Here is a 16977-nt window from a genome sequence, read left to right on the forward strand (position 1 = left end):
TTGGTTAATTATAACATTTATATACATAGAACGAATAAATTAGTTATCGTTCTTCACTGTACTAGAAAAAGGAGATCCAATGTTCGGACTCCTTTTCTTAAATCAACTTTATTTCCTTGTACTTGAATTAATAGATGTATCTATAAAATCATTCACATATTTGCTCATTTCTCTGTACTTCGTCCAGTGTAAATAGTGATGACCTTGTAAAACAACTAGTTTTTGCGACGATACGTGACTTAATTGATCTTGATAAAACGTGATATTCGATTTTCCTTCTTTTGCTTCTTTATCTATTTTTCTAGTAAAAATCATTACGGGCATTTTTGAAGGAAACGACATATCGAGAGTTTTATTTATATTGTTGTTCAGTTCTTTTGCTTCATCAATGACGTTTTTGTTGTAGCCTTTCCAGCTGGAGATTGCTTTTGTCATTTTTAAATTTTTTGCTGTATACGTTCCTTCTTCGGCTAGCGGTAGATACTGATTAGGACTAGTAAGCAGGGCTAAGCGAGCAACTCCACTTGGCGCTAAAACACTCATCAAACTTGGTATATTCGGCGTTTCTTCTTTAAAATAATCCAGCGCTTTTGGTAACGTAGGGTCTATTCCAATAATTGCTTTTACTTCATCTGGATATTTATTAGCGTAATACATGCTGTACACGCCAGAAACTGAGTGCGGCATTAATATATACGGACCCTTTATATCCGATTTTTGCAAAGCTTCTCTCATTTCACTTACACTATTTTCTACCGTACGTTTTTTATTCGTAGTGTCACTCCATCCGTATCCAAATGGTTCTACTACCACAACTTTATTATCCTTCGACAGTTCATTTACTAACGGTTCAAAATCCAGTGCAGGCGCAGTCGTTCCTAGGCCGGTTAGTAGTACAATTGTATTTTCCCCTTTACCTTTTGTATATACATGAATATCTCTGCCATTAACCTCTACTAATTGACCAATAGGCGGGTACTTTTTCTTTTCTACCGCCGTTATAACTTGATTCGTTACAACCCAAATCATGCATATCCCTAAAATAGCTACTATCATGTTTCGTAGAATTCTCAAGAACCTAAACTTTTTTTGCACGTTTACTTCTCCTTTCCGTAAGTAGCAGTTAGTAAGCCGACGAGCATGCTAGCGAATCTTTGTAACTGCTTACTTACTATGACGCTTCAGAAAACGTTTAGTTCTATTTCCTATATAAAATTTAAAAGAATGATAGCAGCTTACTTCAGCACTAAACGAAAAAAAGGCCTCTTCTGATGAAAGAGACCTTTTACTATTTATTAAAAAGAGAACAATAAAAACTGTAACTTCTTCACTTGATGCCTAAGCGTATAACTGACGCTACGTTTTTAGCCGTTCGTTCAATGTTTTCACCCGCTTTTTCCAGCGCTTCTGACAGATCGACCGCTCCGGGCACGACGCTAAATAAAGCCGAAATACCATGTTCATACACAGCTTCGCTTCCTGCTCCAATGCTCCCTGCTATCGCTATCACCGGAACGCTATGCTTTTTTGCTGTTTTGGCTACGCCAATGGGTGTTTTTCCGTAAATGGTTTGTCCATCTATTCTTCCTTCACCGGTAATGACAAGATCGGCATTTTTAATATAGCTTTCTAGCTCAGTTGCTTTAATGACGATGTCTACACCTGGCTTTAACTCCGCAGATAAAAATGCCAGCAGGCCGCCTCCTAGTCCTCCTGCCGCTCCGGCACCAGGGACGTTCTGAATATGAATATCCATTTCTTTTTCAATAACCGCTGCGTAATGAGCTAGATTACGGTCAAGCTGTCTAACCATATCAGAAGTTGCGCCTTTTTGAGGCCCAAATACGGCGGATGCTCCGGTTTCACCTGTTAACGGATTGTCTACGTCGCACGCCACTTCTACTTTGACTTCAGCAAGCCTGGAATCCAAGTTTGTCAGATCAATAGCAGTTAACTGATCTAAGCTGCCGCCTCCTTCTTTTATTTCTGCTCCGTTAGCATCAAGAAGCTTTGCCCCTAAAGCTTTTGCCATACCGGCTCCTCCATCATTTGTAGCACTTCCTCCAATGCCAATAATGATATGCTTCACTTTATGATCTAACGCTTTAAGAATGAGCTCGCCGGTTCCTCGCGTTGTTGTGATAAGCGGATTTCGTTTATCGACAGAGACATGATGAAGACCTGAAGCGGCCGCCATTTCAATAACAGCCGTGTTGCCGTCTCCAAGAATTCCGTAAAAAGCTTCCACCTCTTTCCCTAAAGGTCCGGTTACTCGCGTTTGTATAATCTCTCCACCCGTTGCGTCTACAAGCGACTGAACGGTTCCTTCTCCTCCATCTGCCATAGGTACTTTACTAATCTCCGCGTTAGGAAAATGAGCTTTTATTCCTTTTTCAACCGCTTCACAAACGCGCAAACCCGTTAAGCTTTCTTTAAATGAATCCGGTGCAATCACAATTTTCATAGAAACACTCCTTTTTGTTTTTACCCGTATAGCTTTAATACACCAAATATAAGCGTGGATACAATTGCCATAATGAGTCCAATAAGCGATTCGTAAGGGATTAATTTTAAACGTTCTTTTATTTTCATATTTACACTTCCGCCCGTTGCGTGGAAAAAGCTTCCGTGCGGAAGGTGATCAAGTACGGTTGCTCCGGCATGAACCATAGCAGCCCCGGCTAAAGCAGAAACGCCTAGCTCTAAAATCGTCGAGCCAAAAACTTGGCTTGCGACTGCTGTTCCTGCAGTTGTCGAAGCGGTTGCGGCTGACATAAAAATACCTGAAACCGGAGCTAAAACATAAGCTGGCAATCCAATGGCAGACAAGCCTTGAATAATCACGTCTTTTAACTGAGAGTTAGCAATGATTCCTGCCAATGTCCCTGTTCCAAGCAGCATAATGGCTACACCTGACATTTTCCCTAAACCTGAAATAGCGTATGTATTAAGCTGTTTTCCTTTTTTCATCACAATGGCACCAACAATCCCTCCTGCAGGAAGTGCAACCATCGGATCAACATTAAGATCAAAAAGCGGACGCAGCGCCAGCAGCACGATGGTAACAATAGGTGCTATGATAGCCGTTAAAAACAGCGGCAAGCTGCTTGCATCCACTGTATCTATTTCTTCAGCTTGAACCATTGTTCCTTTTTTCACTAATCGTTTGGCTACTAGATAAGTGGCCGCTACGCCAAATACAGCGGGAATGATTCCTGCAGCCATCACGGATGTAAGCGGAATATTAAATGCATCTGAAGCAGCAATAGCGTTAGGATTAGGAGACATTAAATTCCCTGCCTTTCCCCCTCCAATCATTGCTAATAAAATAGCTGGCTTTGACATACCCGTACGTTTAGCAATAGCTAAAGCAATAGGCGCCACTGTGATAACCGCTACATCAACAAACACGCCTACTGTCGTAAGAATAAGTGTAGCTAGCGCTAGAGCTAAAAGCGCTTTTGTTTCACCTAGTTTTTTTACGATGGTTTCTGCTATAACCGCTGCAGCACCTGATTCTATTAATACCCCGGCCAATACCCCAGCTGCAAGAATTCGCAGCACTGCAGGAATGATGCCTTGCGCTCCTTCAATCATTAAATTAACGGTATCAGCGATATTAACTCCGCCAATCAGTCCTCCAATTAAAGCTCCGGCTATCATTCCGTATGCTGGAGCCACTTTCTTTAAGATTAATATAATAGCAATTACTAATGCACAAATAGCGCCTAATGCGCTTACTTGAACGTCCATAAAGCATCCCCTTTCTTGTTTCTCCTGTCCCTAAAGTAAATTGTAAGCGCTATCTAATATTCTTTCATTAGTCACTTCAACAGAAAAAGACCTTGCTATCGCAAGATCTTTTATGCACGTGCACAATTATGAAATTTTAGATAGCAGTAGCGCTACATACAGTTCGAAAAGATCTTTTACTTTCCTTGGATCTTTTCCCGTGATATCTTGAATTTTATCTAAACGGTAGCTTAGCGTATTTCGATGAATAAAAAGCTTTTTAGCTGCCGTGCTTCCTTCGCCATTTTCTTCTATGTAGATCGTTAACGTTTCGATAAGCTCTTTTTTCTTATCATATTCCTTAAGCTTTTCATAGTATTGCAACAAATCATGATTTTCTTGAAAACCGGCGCGTTGACGTAACAGTACTGGAATTTGATAATCCGAATAGCAGTAGAAATCAGCTTCTTGATGAAGCTTTGAACCAACCGAAAGCGTATCTTTTGCCTGCTGATACGATGTATGAAGGCCTTTAAAATCAGCTTGAACAGATCCTGCAGATAACTTATAAGGACAAACAGACGCACGAAGCTGCTTTTCCAGCTGTTCAGCATAGCTACTGGCGCTGCCCGCTTCTATAGATTTTAATATGACTACTCCGTCTGGAAGCATAGCGTATAAATCATTATTAGCTATGTATTTCTTTACAACCTTCATAACTTCATGGCGATTTTCAGTTTTAATAATTAGTGCCATTCTTGGAAGGTATAAGTTAATATTAAACCGATTCGCTCGTTCAAAAAATAAGGAATCAAGCGGCTCTTCTTGTTGAAGAAGCTGATGAACCAGCTCTTCTTTTAATCGTTCATCCCACTGAATTTCCTCTATTAAAATCATTTCTTGAAAAATCATTTCAGCCGCCATGCGCACGAGCTTTCCGTAATTACGAATCTGATCTGGCAGTCCTGTTAATCCTACAACCCCAACAATTTCTCCATTAAAGAAAATAGGCAAATTCACGCCCGGTTTGGCTCCACGCAGCGTGTCAGCCTGCTGCTGAGTAATTTCGTAAGAACTGCCGCTTTTTAATACCATTAGCGCTCCTTCGTGAATTTGGTCCATTCGCTTTTTGTCACCAGAACCAATAATGACTCCTTTTTCGTTCATCACGTTAATGTTGCAATCAATAATTTCCATCGTTCTACAAACAATTTTCTGAGCTAATTCTTTTGTTACGTATCTCAACATTTCCCCATCCTTTGCCTCTGTTAAGTAAAGCTCAATTTTTTCGTGACGGCTAATTTGCATTCAATGAAAAATTTGCGATACTTCATTATAATATACGTAGAAGCAAAACCACATCTTTGAAACCGCCAACAAAACAGTGCCTATAGGAGGATAAAAGAATGACTGTGTCAAAACTAGTTTTTACCCCTCTTAGCTATACAGGATGGGGATCACTTCAGCAACTGCTTCCGGAAGTAAAAAAATATGACCCTGCTCATATTTTAATCGTCACAGATCCCGTGTTAAAAGACATTGGACTTGTCGATAAAGTGAGTGCTCCTCTTATCCAAAATGGATACGAAGTAGATGTATACGCAGATACGGCACCAGAGCCGCCCTTAGCGCTTGGTGAAAAACTCGTATCTTACGCAAAAAGCCGAAAATATGATTTAGTCATTGGCGTTGGCGGCGGTAGCGCATTAGATTTAGCAAAGCTTACGGCCGTTTTAGCCGTTCATGACGGAGCTGTAGAAGAATATTTGAACTTAACTGGCACGAAACAAATTACGGAAAAAGGGCTTCCAAAAATTTTAATTCCTACGACCTCCGGCACAGGCTCAGAAGTAACGAATATTTCTGTATTATCTCTTGAAAGCAGCAAAGACGTCGTGACCCACGACCATTTGCTTGCGGACGCCGCCATTGTAGATCCCGAGCTTACGCTGAGCGTTCCTTCTAAAGTAACGGCGGCTACAGGGATTGATGCATTAACTCATGCCGTTGAAGCTTATGTATCGGTAAATGCAAATCCAGTAACGGACGCCTTAGCCCTAAAGGCTATACGCATGATCAGCTCTTCTTTAAGAACAGCTGTAGAAGATGGCGAAGATAAAGAAGCGCGAACTCAGATGAGCTACGGAAGCTATTTAGCAGGTCTTGCTTTTTTTAACGCCGGTGTTGCTGGTGTTCATGCGCTTGCTTATCCATTAGGCGGTCAGTTTCATATTTCTCACGGTGAATCAAACGCCGTACTGCTTCCATACGTTATGGGCTATATCCGCAGCAGCTGCGTGACAAAGATGCGGGATATTTTTGAAGCACTAGGCGGAAACGCTACTTCTTTATCAGAAGAGAAAGCTTCTTATCAGTGTGTAAAACAACTGCAGTCACTTGTTAAAGACGTCGGCATTCCTCAAACCCTTCGCGGATTTGATATTCCAGAAAGTGCCCTTCAAAGGCTGACAGAAGATGGCGTCCAGCAAAAACGAATTCTTGCTCGCAGTCCTTTACCTCTTCATGAAAAAGACATACGAGCCATTTACCAATCGGCTTATGATGGAGCTATAGTGGAACCTGTGCACTAAAAAACTCCCCCTTATATAAGGGGGAGTTCTATTTATGCTGCTTTGGCCGTTGTACCAAAACGATTTTCTTTTGGATCGCTAGGCTGGCAGAATAACACAATTAGCCAAATACCGCCGATAAGTGGAACCAATGTAATAAGCTGCCACCATCCGCTTTTTCCCGTATCGTGGAGTCTTCTTGCTCCTACCGCTAACGATGGGACTGCAACCAATAACGAATAGATAACCGGCAGAAAAAGAGGCTTATCAATAACGAACTGAAGGAACGAAAGAATACACGAAATAACAAAGTTAACTAACACAAACATCCAGTATTCAGTTCGGCTTGCTCGACCAGAAAATACCCCGTAATTTTTTAACACCTTTATGTACCATTTCATCTGCAAAATCCTCCTTTTTTATCATATAATTGTAAATTTATAGTTTATATATCCTTTTTATTCAAAAAACAAACCGTTAAATGAACAAATAACGACATTTTTATCCAAAAGAAAAAACTTCTTTTAAAAAAAGAAGTTTTCTTGATGTATTATAATCTTTCTATTTAATCAAATCATTTCGGTCTTCCATACTTGGCGGTTCCTCAAGCCATCCGTTTTTGGCCATGATTTTTCCCCCGTCTTGCCCGTATGTTAAAATGTCTTTTGCCGTACTGACAAGAGTAAGGGGAAGATCTCCACGCAAACTAAACGCAGTGCCTAAAGCGTTGCTCCCCAGCCCGAAACTGCAGAATAAACTCACGCAGTACATCATCAGTTTATCTGAAAAAGGTGCTACTTTTGATTCTGTCGCTTTCGCTCCCCAAGTAGCAGGCGTCTGAATATCGCTCTCCAAAAGAATCTTGCTATAATTACTTACAACTTTTTTAGCCAGCTCTTTTCCTTTTATAAAATACTTCTTTACTTCAGGCTCACTTGCTACTTGAGCGAACCCTGTAATCATTTGCATGCCAAGAACGTTGCTTTCGATAGCGTAATAAATATGTGCTACCTCTACAGTATTTAATGTACGTTTACTCGAAAATAAATGGATTCCGTTCATGTAATCTGTGCCTTCAGCAAACTTCGCTGTTTTAGGTACTGAAACAGCTGGAGGTCTTGGAAGCACGTTTTTTTCCTGAAGATAATCTACACATTTGTCGTACACATCTTGCGTGAAAGCGGTAAGCTCTTTATAAAAACGAATGATGTCTTTTCTGTAGGACATCGTTAAATGCAGCGTATGTAATCCCATACTAATTTCTTTTAAAAGGCGAAGAAACATAATATCAAACATTTTATCATAGAGCTTAGAAACGCCAACATTTACGTCTTTTTCTGTATATCCAACCGGTATGGCAGCCCCTTCATTCTTTAAAATTATTTTGATATCTTCAATGTAGTTCACCACTTGGGTATACGTATCTTGCATAATTTCTTTCGCCTTGTCATCTTCTGCCTGGGCAATAAAATATTCTAAAATTCTTTGAATCATTGTCTTTTGCTGATAGGTCATCCAAAGAGTAGCAATTTCACTTGAACTTAACGGTATTTCTTGACTCATATACTAAACCTCCTGCTAGGGCTACATACGTATAGCTTTATTTATTCAAGAGTGGGTATCTGTACAAATGAAGATTGTATTCTACTTTAATGTTCATTCACGTAGTCAGATACAAAACTCTGTCTCTTCCTCAATTAATTCTGCTTCATTTACTATGCACAAACTGGAAGAATTCTATGTATTTGCCTTCGCTTTTAAATGCAGGAAACAAAAAAAGCCCCTTTCCATTAAAGGCGCTTTTTCAAAGAAAACGGTTTTATTCCGTCGTATCAGAAATTCTTCTGTAGCTTCCGCACTTTTTTAGATATTGAATAATATCTTGATCTTTTACACGCTGAATAGCTGATCCGAACAGCTCTGCCGCTATCTGCATACGTTCATGTTTATGTTCAATGGTCATAATATATCGAAGCGCATCCACAACCGGTGCATTGTGACGTGTACGACGAGTTATGTACTCGTGAATGGCTTCATTTAACCCTTCCGATTCCGCTTGTTGAAACTCAGGCTTTCTTACTGCTTGACTATATACCACTTTTTTGACACTCCTTCTCCTTGTTTTTAATCATTCTTTATCTCTCTTTTATTTCCATTTCCCTAATAAAAGTAAATGAAACATGTTGTTTCTATTTTTATTAAAAATTATTTTGTCCCTCTTGCTCCAGCAGTCGTTTATGTATCCAAATGGCTGCTTGCAAACCTTCACCCATCGCTACCGCCGCTTGTTCAGAGTGCGCCACAATATCTCCTGCTGCCCACACGTTTGAAACATTGGTTTCTTTTGTACGCGGATTTACGATAATGTGCTGATTTTCTAGAAGTTCTGCTCCGAGCTCATGCGCTAATTCTGTTCGAACTTTATTTCCTCCGAACGCTAAAAAACCTCTTTCACCATAGACGATTTCATTGTTTTCGAGGATGACTCCTTTTAACATTTCTGCTTCAGCTATGATTTTTTTTATTGCCGCTTCTTTATAGGTAATTCCCTTTTGCATCAAGGTATCTGCTAAAGGTCCAATCTCTTTTTTGTCATGATTAATGTACGTAATGTCATTTGTCCAATATGTTAACGTAAGAGATAAACTGGCTCCTGCTTTTCCTGACCCTAGTACTAATACCCTTCTATTATTTACTTCATACCCATCGCAGTCGGGACATACATATACGGTTTTTCCCATACAAGGATATAGCTCTTGCTGAAGTTCAGGCGGAATCCGGTCTACTACTCCCGTCGCAAACAGTAAAGTAGCTGCTTCGTAGTTCGCAGAGTTTGTAATGACGTTAAACCCTTCTATTTCTTTTTCACACTGAAGGACACGTTCTTCTGCAAATTGAATGCCGTAGCTTTTTGCTTGCTGCCTTCCCATTTCTCTTAGAGTTTGCCCGCTTATTCCCTCAGGCCATGCCAATATATTTTGATAATTTTTGCAGAGATTGGAACGTCCATCGTTTGAATCAATAACTAACACGTTGCGCTTATATCTTCCAAGCTGAATAGCGGCTTGAAGTCCTGCAATTCCTCCGCCAACAATGACGCAATCATACTTGTCTGCCACAGCACATCACCCCAGCTTTTACTATTTTCTAAACGAAAGCTTCAGTTTTTCATTATCTGTTTTTCTATTATTTTTATACGCTTTATTGTCTTTATTTTTTGAAGTCATTCTACATACAAAAAACCGCCTCGGCAGTTGTACTGTCTAGAGACGGTTTTTTAGAAAATAGGAGAAGTGATATTACTCATTTTTCTCCCCTGCTTCTTTTTTGTTAATTTTAATGATAAGCTCTTCTTTATATACTTCACTATCTTTCCCGTAGCGTAGACGGCTATGACAGTTGGGACACAGTGCAGCAGCGTCCTTTGGCTTAGCAAGTCCGCCCTCTGACAGCTTTGAAAGATAGTACATTTGTAAAAAGGAGCTTCCATCTTTTGCGATAAACGGCGCGCTTTCTCCGCAGGCTTCACAGATACCTGCCGCTCGTTTATGAACATATTGTTTAAGAGCTGCCGTTTGTTCATAAACACTTGCCTTTTTTTCTTTCCCTAACGTTATATGACGAAGCTGTTCAGTTGAATAAGCTGAAACATCCAGCTTTGCTGCTTTTTCCTCAATCACAGGATTTGGTTCAAGTTCAAAAATAATCGCTTCACGCAGCTCTCCGTCTGAATCCCACATAATTTCTAATTGATGATTAATATACGTCACTTCATCAATAAACTCGACTACTCCCGGCTCCACATAGTGAAACAGGTAAACGGCTTTTCCTGATAAAAAATGTTCACGAAGCGCCTTGTTGCCTTTAATGAGCTGCATGGATCCTCTTTGACCTTCTCCCGTATAGAAAAAAGAGGTTTTATCTCTATTCCATCCGTGTCCTGTTCCGTATTCACTTCCGCTTTCTTTTGTGAAAATAAAAATATATGGATGCGCTTTTGGCGTTGATATTTCGCTTTGTTCTTGTCCTTTATAAAGCTTATGAATTTGTTTTCTGCGATAACGATGTCCTTTTTGAAAGAAATCTCCGCGCTGTAAATCCGTAATCAATGAATTGCCTCCTACTGCGGTCCTGCTTTTATAGTACTTATAGCTCTACTATACACTAATTTTTGTTTTCTTTGCAGATCGTTTCTTCTATCTATTGAATTTATATCATGCAAAAAAAGCAGCTGTATGGTCAGCTGCTTTTTTTGCTATAGTCAATTTTGCACCGTATAGTCTTCTCCTAGCCATTTTGTGCTGAGTTTTTTTAGCGTACCGTCTTTTTTCAGCTTTTTAATCGCTTGGTCGACTTCCGACTTTAACTTTTCGTCTTTTTTGTTAAACATAAAATACACTTTTGAATTAATCACAATATCTCCAACCGTTTTTTGCTGAAATTTCAGCGCTTGATTACTAAAGTCGATGGAAAATGGTGTCGCAAGCGTAGCATCTGCCCGGCCTGTTTTTAATTGAGTTGTGGCATCATCAGCACCTTGACCAGCGTAAACTACATCGATTTTATTACCATGTTTTTGATTGTATTTGTCTAGATAGACAGCCGCATTGCTTGTAGCTCCTACAATCATTTTTTTACCTTCTAAATCTTTTAAGGAATGAATATCATCTCGTGTTTTAGGGAGCGTTACATAAAGCGGAGAATAATTATATGTTTCATCATTAAATAAAAACTTTTTCTTTCGCTCAGCGTTCTGAGCCATGTTATGAGCAATCATATCAATTTTATTACTTTCTAAGCTGAGAAGCAGATTTGAAAATTCCATCGTTTTAAATTCAAATTTATAATTCTTTAACTCCTTATCAATCGCTCTTACTACTTCTACATCATAGCCGGTCAGTTTACCTTTATCATCAATAAAGCAAATGTTAGGAAACTGAGTGCCCGTTCCAACAACAATCGTTTGAACATCTTTTTCTTCCTTTTCTCCTGCACTTGAAGATACGTTTTTTCCGCATCCTGCCACGCTCACAGCTACTACAATTGAAAGTAAAAACAGCCAATATTTTTTCATACGTTCCTCCCCTGAATCCTTATGTTATGTAATAAAAAGAGGCTCTTGATAAAGCACCTGCTTCATCAAGAGCCTCTGGTTAACCAGTGGGCTTACTTCGTGTAAGATTATTCACATCATAATACTAGTTAACCGATAAATCAAGTAGGTTTTCAGAAAAGATTATCTTGACAGCTCGGCGCCTACCGCTTAAGATACAACTAATAAAACAATGGAACTGCATATCTACCAGTCAACTGGAGGCAAATGGACACGATAATGAGTGTACGTTTGCTTTTTTTATTGTCGTCCACCATTTTATCTTTTGGAGGTAAAACGTATGAAATTTGCTTTATTTAGCCTTATTCAAAACATTCCAAACCCGGTTACTGGAAAAACATTAACTGCTCAAGAAAAATTTCAGCATGTGTTAAATCAAGCAGTACTGGCAGAAAAATTAGGTTTTGATGCTTACGGAGTCGGCGAAAGACACGGAGCTCCTTTTTTGTCTTCTTCTCCTCCCGTTGTTTTAAGTGCAATCGCTGCTAAAACGTCACATATTCGTCTCATTACTACCGTTACCGTTCTAAGCATTTTAGACCCTGTACGAGTAGCTGAAGATTATGCCACCCTCGATCACCTGTCGGGTGGCCGTCTTGAACTGATTATCGGAAAAGGCAATGACCCGCGTCATTATCCGCTTTTTGGCATTACAGAAGAAGAACAGTGGGAATCTCTTGCTGAAAGATACGCTCTTTTGAAACAGCTTTGGACAGAAGAAAATGTCACGTGGAGCGGCCGTTATCGTCCGCCTTTAACAAACGTTACGACTCAGCCTCGCCCGTTTCAACCTTCTATTCCTGTTTGGCATGGAAGCGCGTCAAGCCCGCTGTCTACAGAACTTGCAGCTAAATACGGAGAGCCTCTATTTTCATCCAATTCTTTTCACCCTCAGGCTAAATATAAAGCGCTGATTGACCATTACCGCGAACGTTTTGCTTATTATGGTCATGACCCAAGCAGGGCCATAGTCGGTTCAGGGGCAAGCAGCCTATATATTTCTAATACAACGGAAGAAGCGATTCGCCGCTATCGCCCGTACTATAACGCGTTTAGCAATACAGAGGCAGCGAAACATAATCAATCGCCGTTCACGTCACTAGAAGATATCGTTCAACACGGTCCTGCTTTAGTAGGAAGCACGGAGCAAATCATTAAAAAAATAATAGATTATCACCATGCTTATGGAAACGAAGTGCTGAGCATCAGCGTAGAAGGTCTAAGCGAAGCAGAACAGCGCGAACAGCTAGAGCGCTTTGCAAGTGATATTGCACCTGTTCTTCGAAAAGAAATTCCCAGCAGCGTATGGGAAAATGAAAAAAAGAGATTGAGACATAATGAAATCAGTCCAATCTAAAGACGAACAAATCAGATACATGAGCTGAACCGCTTATGACACCGCCGTTGATTTCCGTGCAAGGCTTCGCTTTCCGCGGGCGGGCGCTGAGCCTCCTCGTCGCTTGTGCTCCTGCGGGGTCTCATCTCTCCCGCTTTTCCCGCAGGAGTCTTCGCCTTGCCCTCCAATCAACTGCTAGAAGAATCTACATACATAAAATTTACGTTCACCATCACACTATGAAAAAATCCGAACTAATTGGATTCTCTATCAAGAATCTCAATTAGTTCGGATTTCCCTTCAACTAAATTACTTTTGTCCCAACCTCTTTTTAATTAGAAACAATTCGCACGTTTAGTTTACTAACTTTTTAAACTAATAAACTACTCTGGTTAAGAAGCCTGCGTGTCTGTGTCGTAAATATTGGCTGTTACTTCGCTTCTTTGACAAAGTAAGATGAGCAGCCAAATGCCTCCGATAACTGGAACAAAGTTAATTAAATACCACCAGCCGCTTCTTCCTGTATCATGCAGTCGGCGAACAGTAACTGCAAGTGAAGGCAGAATCATTGCTGCTCCATAAAGTAATACTAAAATAACTCCAAATACTGCAAGTGAATCGATAAAAACCAAGATATATGGAATGATCATAAAGATATAAGCAAATAATGTAAACAGCCAATACTCCGTACGCGTTGCTCTTCCTCGAAACGTCGCATAATTTTTTAACGCTTTTATATACCAGTACATTTTTAAACCCTCTCTTTGTTTATTAAATTAAACTACCTAACCGTTTAAGTCCTACGCAACTTTATTAGGTACATCAAAACGGTTTAACTGCGACTCACTTCTTAGACAAAGAAGAATTAATAGACAAATACTTCCGGCAATCGGAATAATAGTAATGAGCTGCCACCAACCGCTTCTTCCTATGTCATGCAGTCGGCGCGCCGTCACAGCAAGAGATGGAATGAAGACTGCAACAAGATAAACTATACGCAAAAACGGAGGCATATCTGTTATAAGTTCAATAGCTGAAAGCACACACCATATAATAAAATTAAATAAGACAAACATCCAATACTCTTTACGCGTTGCTCTTCCTTGAAACGTTGCATAATTTTTTAGCACATGTAAATACCATTTCATACAAAAACCTCCTTTTTAAACCGAATTTTGTAAGACAAGCTTACTAGCAGTAATTACCTTAGCATACAAAAAATTATTTTCATATCCTATTTTTTGAAAAAATCCCAAATGGTAATATAGATATAGGAGAGAGCTGGATAATAGTTAGTAATAAATACCCAAATACCCCATAATAAAAACCATTTTATTACTATAATTACTTTTAATTAATAAAATGTTCTTTTATAACAAAAAAACTGCCGTGTCAATAAACACGGCAGACGCTATCTTTACTTATGTTCGGTAAAAGTAAGGTCCACATGAACTTTCATGCGTGATCACATAAGTCCACGTAAAATCTTTATCCACCACATATAAATCTTCTAAATACATATTTGTATTTCCACTCAAATCAGTGGTTGATAAATGCTTACATTTAGATAGCTGCAGCACTCGTTCATCATGCTCAAATAACAAATAACAGTCGTTCTTAACTTGGTGCTCAAACGTTTGGATCGCTTGTTCTCCTTGCAAGCAAGGAAGCTTTTCATAGCTAAACGCATGCCACAAAAATTCATCCATATAAATTTTCTTTTTTTGCGATGCGCTTAAAGCACTTGCAAATTCATGTTCCCACCGCTTTCGAAAGAGCTCACCTTGATTCGGTAATTTTTTAACAAACATTCCTTTTTTCTTTAACGCATCTTTCATTTTCACTATGCTTTCTCATCCTTTATTCTGTATTCATTTCTTTTTATCGGCTTCTTAGCTTATTTGTCCATTAGTACCTATGCGTTAGATTCCTTCTTTTTTAACTAAACTTATTTTATAAAACGCCGGCTTTAACGTGCACAAAAACAGTACAACCGTACTTAAAAGCATAACCAGGCTTCCACCAATTACAGCTCCTTGAATTGAAACAATGTGTGCAGCCATTCCGCATAGGAAGGTCATAATAATAATTAGCAGTGACTCAAGCAGCCCATAGATACTTCCTACTCTCCCCATCATGTCAACGGGAATGCTGTTTTGATAAAAGGTTTGAAAACCAGCACTTGCAAAAGCTAACGCAAAAGATAAGCTAAAAAATCCCGCTCCAATAGTTTGAAAAGAAGACGAACACGCATACAGCAAATAGCCAAGCGATACTCCTACACTGCCGGCACCTATTAGAAAGTTCGTGGACAGCTTCTTAGCAAACAGTGTATTAATAACTGCGCCAATCATAATGCCAGCGCCTGCTACGCTTAATAAAAATCCGTATTCACTTTCGGACAAATGAATGACTTTTGTTGCAAATGAAACTTCAAGTGAATCAATTGCCGTGGCCATGACCATTAAGAAACTGAATAATACATAAATGGTCATAATATATCTGTTAGCTCTACTGAAACGAAACACCGCTTTCCAATCTTCTCCAATTGTGTTTACAGAGAGTTTATTTTCTTTAGCTTCTGTTTTTATATCTAAGTTCGGCATTAATAAAGTAACCATTCCTGACACCACGAGCGCTGCAGCATTGGCATAGATAGCAAACGCAGGCGTTCCAATCATAAATAACGCACCGGCTGCAGCCGGACCAAGAAGAAAGCCTCCTGAGTCAATCAAACTGCGCAGTGAATTAAATCTTTTTCGCTTTTCAATTGGAATAAGCTTTGTGATATAGACCATCGATGTCGGACGAAACATCGAACTTGCCATACTGATGATAAATACCAGCACATAAATGATAAGGATGGATGAGAAAAACGGAAGGCAAACAATAATTCCGGCGCGCATCCAATCTAAAAACATCATCAGCTTCCGTTTGTTCATGCGGTCAATTAAGCTTCCAGACCATATATTTGTACAGAGCGCAGCAAGCGGCTTTATCATGTATAGTCCTGAAACCGCAAGCGGCGAATTCGTCATATCAAGCATCATGACATTTAAAGCAATTAAATAAATCCAGTCGCCGATATTGCTAGTGCCAATTCCAAACAGCAATAAACACGGGTATTTCCAAGACAACAGCTTATTTTTCATAAAAGAAAGGCCTCCGCTTCATTATTGATTTTTGCCAATAAAAAAATCCCACCCCCAAGACATCTGTCTTAGGGGCGAGATTATAAATCGCGGTGCCACCCTAGTTTGTTCATATGTCGCCATATAAACCTTATCGAGTACGGCTTTCGCTTATACTCTAGCTTTGTAACGGAAGCAGCCGTCGCACTATCACGTTAGATCCAATGCGCTGCTCAGAGGCTTGTTTCAACAGCGTTTTTCTTGCTCCTTTTCAGCTTCCGGAGCTCTCTGCTAAGAATACGCGCTGTCTACTTTTCTCTTCACGGCATTTAATTTCTAACATCTTACCATTATTATCTATTTTTTGTAAATACTTTATTTCAAAATCATTTTTTTCGGCTGAGAAAAGAATAGTCGATATCCTACGTATACAAAATAAATGATGGAAGCTACCAACACAATTCCCCACATATTGTACATATCTTTATTTCCCCATACGCCCGTTAGCGAAAACAGCGCTGGGATTGTTAAGGTCACCCAAGACTGTACAATCGCCACTTTCCCTACATATGCAGATACATCTTTTTTGCTCGTATTAAGCACATAAAATAAAAACCATAAAAACGACCAAAGAATCCATGTAATGGCATTCACTACGTCATGATAGTGAACAAGAGAAACCGTAACGTACACTAAAGCGATAATCGATACCCAAAGTGAATAATAGCCCAGCCCCGTTCCCTGCATTCCTTTTAATACCGTCACGCCTACATATAAATACGTGAGGCCAAATAAAAAGATTGCCGTTCTTTCATATAAAATCCAGTTGCTTTGGTCTGACGTAATAATTAAATAAAACGGAGCAATAACTTGAAAAGCTCCAACAAATAGGTTAAATACGCCTACATTTTTTTCATCTGCTTTTCCAAGCAGCATCAGTCCGTTTAAAAATAAAGCTGCACCTGACAGCAATAGTCCAATTTGATCCATTTTTCAGTAAGAAAAGCCCCCAGCTTTTCTTGTCCTCCTCTGTGTCGATGTTTTTCTTTAGGATGTGCGGAGTTACGGTTTACATGTAAAAAAGAAAAAGCAATT

Annotated in this window: 18 protein-coding genes and 1 other annotated feature; of the genes, 2 read left to right on the forward strand and 16 right to left on the reverse strand. The window is 39.5% G+C overall.

Translation table 11 applies throughout. From position 1 onward, the window contains the following. Positions 1-108 precede the first annotated feature (108 nt). The 4 genes from U9R83_RS13880 to U9R83_RS13895 all read right to left on the reverse strand — a co-directional run bounded on the left by U9R83_RS13880 (position 109) and on the right by U9R83_RS13895 (position 4980). Positions 109-1056: an alpha/beta fold hydrolase gene (locus U9R83_RS13880; protein WP_208733466.1), complete on the reverse strand. Its 948-nt coding sequence runs from the start codon at positions 1054-1056 to the stop codon at positions 109-111. Positions 1057-1327: 271 nt separating this feature from the next. Next, on the reverse strand, positions 1328-2464 hold the full coding sequence (locus U9R83_RS13885; RefSeq protein WP_208733371.1) for a glycerate kinase: 1137 nt from the start codon (positions 2462-2464) through the stop codon (positions 1328-1330). A gap of 20 nt (positions 2465-2484) precedes the next feature. Beyond that, positions 2485-3753, reverse strand: a complete 1269-nt coding sequence (locus tag U9R83_RS13890) for a GntP family permease (protein WP_028412973.1) — start codon at positions 3751-3753, stop codon at positions 2485-2487. 126 nt (positions 3754-3879) lie between these two features. Further along, entirely contained in the window at positions 3880-4980 is a 1101-nt protein-coding gene (locus U9R83_RS13895) for a CdaR family transcriptional regulator (protein WP_226701325.1), read from the reverse strand. Positions 4981-5138: 158 nt separating this feature from the next. Here U9R83_RS13895 and U9R83_RS13900 point away from each other — a divergent pair, with 158 nt between their 5' ends. After that, positions 5139-6323 (forward strand): iron-containing alcohol dehydrogenase, encoded by a 1185-nt coding sequence (locus U9R83_RS13900; protein WP_226701326.1) that lies wholly within the window; start codon positions 5139-5141, stop codon positions 6321-6323. Positions 6324-6355: 32 nt separating this feature from the next. Here the strand turns inward: U9R83_RS13900 and U9R83_RS13905 are convergent, their stop codons facing one another. The 6 genes from U9R83_RS13905 to U9R83_RS13930 form a co-directional block, all read right to left on the reverse strand. Continuing rightward, positions 6356-6703 carry a DUF805 domain-containing protein gene (locus U9R83_RS13905; RefSeq protein WP_098999501.1) on the reverse strand — a complete coding sequence of 116 codons (348 nt, stop codon included), beginning with the start codon at positions 6701-6703 and terminating at the stop codon, positions 6356-6358. Between the two features lie 160 nt (positions 6704-6863). After that, positions 6864-7865 (reverse strand): DUF3231 family protein, encoded by a 1002-nt coding sequence (locus tag U9R83_RS13910; RefSeq protein WP_014459675.1) that lies wholly within the window; start codon positions 7863-7865, stop codon positions 6864-6866. Positions 7866-8121: 256 nt separating this feature from the next. Then, a complete protein-coding gene (locus tag U9R83_RS13915) occupies positions 8122-8400 on the reverse strand; it encodes a hypothetical protein (protein ID WP_140451478.1) in 279 nt (92 codons plus the stop codon). A gap of 100 nt (positions 8401-8500) precedes the next feature. Further along, positions 8501-9421: an NAD(P)/FAD-dependent oxidoreductase gene (locus U9R83_RS13920; RefSeq protein WP_226701327.1), complete on the reverse strand. Its 921-nt coding sequence runs from the start codon at positions 9419-9421 to the stop codon at positions 8501-8503. 180 nt (positions 9422-9601) lie between these two features. Beyond that, the gene (locus U9R83_RS13925) at positions 9602-10411 is read right to left on the reverse strand and encodes a hypothetical protein (RefSeq protein WP_014459672.1); all 810 of its coding nucleotides are present in this window, start codon (positions 10409-10411) and stop codon (positions 9602-9604) included. A gap of 152 nt (positions 10412-10563) precedes the next feature. Further along, positions 10564-11376 carry an amino acid ABC transporter substrate-binding protein gene (locus U9R83_RS13930; protein WP_140451476.1) on the reverse strand — a complete coding sequence of 271 codons (813 nt, stop codon included), beginning with the start codon at positions 11374-11376 and terminating at the stop codon, positions 10564-10566. A gap of 319 nt (positions 11377-11695) precedes the next feature. Here U9R83_RS13930 and U9R83_RS13935 point away from each other — a divergent pair, with 319 nt between their 5' ends. Next, on the forward strand, positions 11696-12772 hold the full coding sequence (locus U9R83_RS13935; RefSeq protein WP_226701328.1) for an LLM class flavin-dependent oxidoreductase: 1077 nt from the start codon (positions 11696-11698) through the stop codon (positions 12770-12772). A gap of 33 nt (positions 12773-12805) precedes the next feature. On the opposite strand, the gene U9R83_RS13940 is transcribed toward U9R83_RS13935, so the two are convergent. The 6 genes from U9R83_RS13940 to U9R83_RS13965 form a co-directional block, all read right to left on the reverse strand. Beyond that, the gene (locus U9R83_RS13940) at positions 12806-12943 is read right to left on the reverse strand and encodes a hypothetical protein (RefSeq protein ID WP_186808517.1); all 138 of its coding nucleotides are present in this window, start codon (positions 12941-12943) and stop codon (positions 12806-12808) included. 200 nt (positions 12944-13143) lie between these two features. Then, a complete protein-coding gene (locus U9R83_RS13945; RefSeq protein WP_140451474.1) occupies positions 13144-13500 on the reverse strand; it encodes a DUF805 domain-containing protein in 357 nt (118 codons plus the stop codon). A 51-nt stretch (positions 13501-13551) separates the two neighbouring features. After that, positions 13552-13899, reverse strand: a complete 348-nt coding sequence (locus U9R83_RS13950) for a DUF805 domain-containing protein (protein ID WP_028412962.1) — start codon at positions 13897-13899, stop codon at positions 13552-13554. A gap of 273 nt (positions 13900-14172) precedes the next feature. Further along, positions 14173-14589: a DUF4275 family protein gene (locus tag U9R83_RS13955; RefSeq protein ID WP_328575455.1), complete on the reverse strand. Its 417-nt coding sequence runs from the start codon at positions 14587-14589 to the stop codon at positions 14173-14175. Positions 14590-14673: 84 nt separating this feature from the next. Beyond that, positions 14674-15903: an MFS transporter gene (locus U9R83_RS13960; protein WP_328575297.1), complete on the reverse strand. Its 1230-nt coding sequence runs from the start codon at positions 15901-15903 to the stop codon at positions 14674-14676. A gap of 67 nt (positions 15904-15970) precedes the next feature. Continuing rightward, positions 15971-16215, reverse strand: a binding site (T-box leader). 42 nt (positions 16216-16257) lie between these two features. Beyond that, positions 16258-16872 (reverse strand): AmiS/UreI family transporter, encoded by a 615-nt coding sequence (locus tag U9R83_RS13965; RefSeq protein ID WP_098196627.1) that lies wholly within the window; start codon positions 16870-16872, stop codon positions 16258-16260. Positions 16873-16977: the final 105 nt, after the last annotated feature.

The organism is Priestia sp. LL-8, from assembly GCF_036227845.1.
Lineage (GTDB): Bacteria > Bacillota > Bacilli > Bacillales > Bacillaceae_H > Priestia > Priestia zanthoxyli.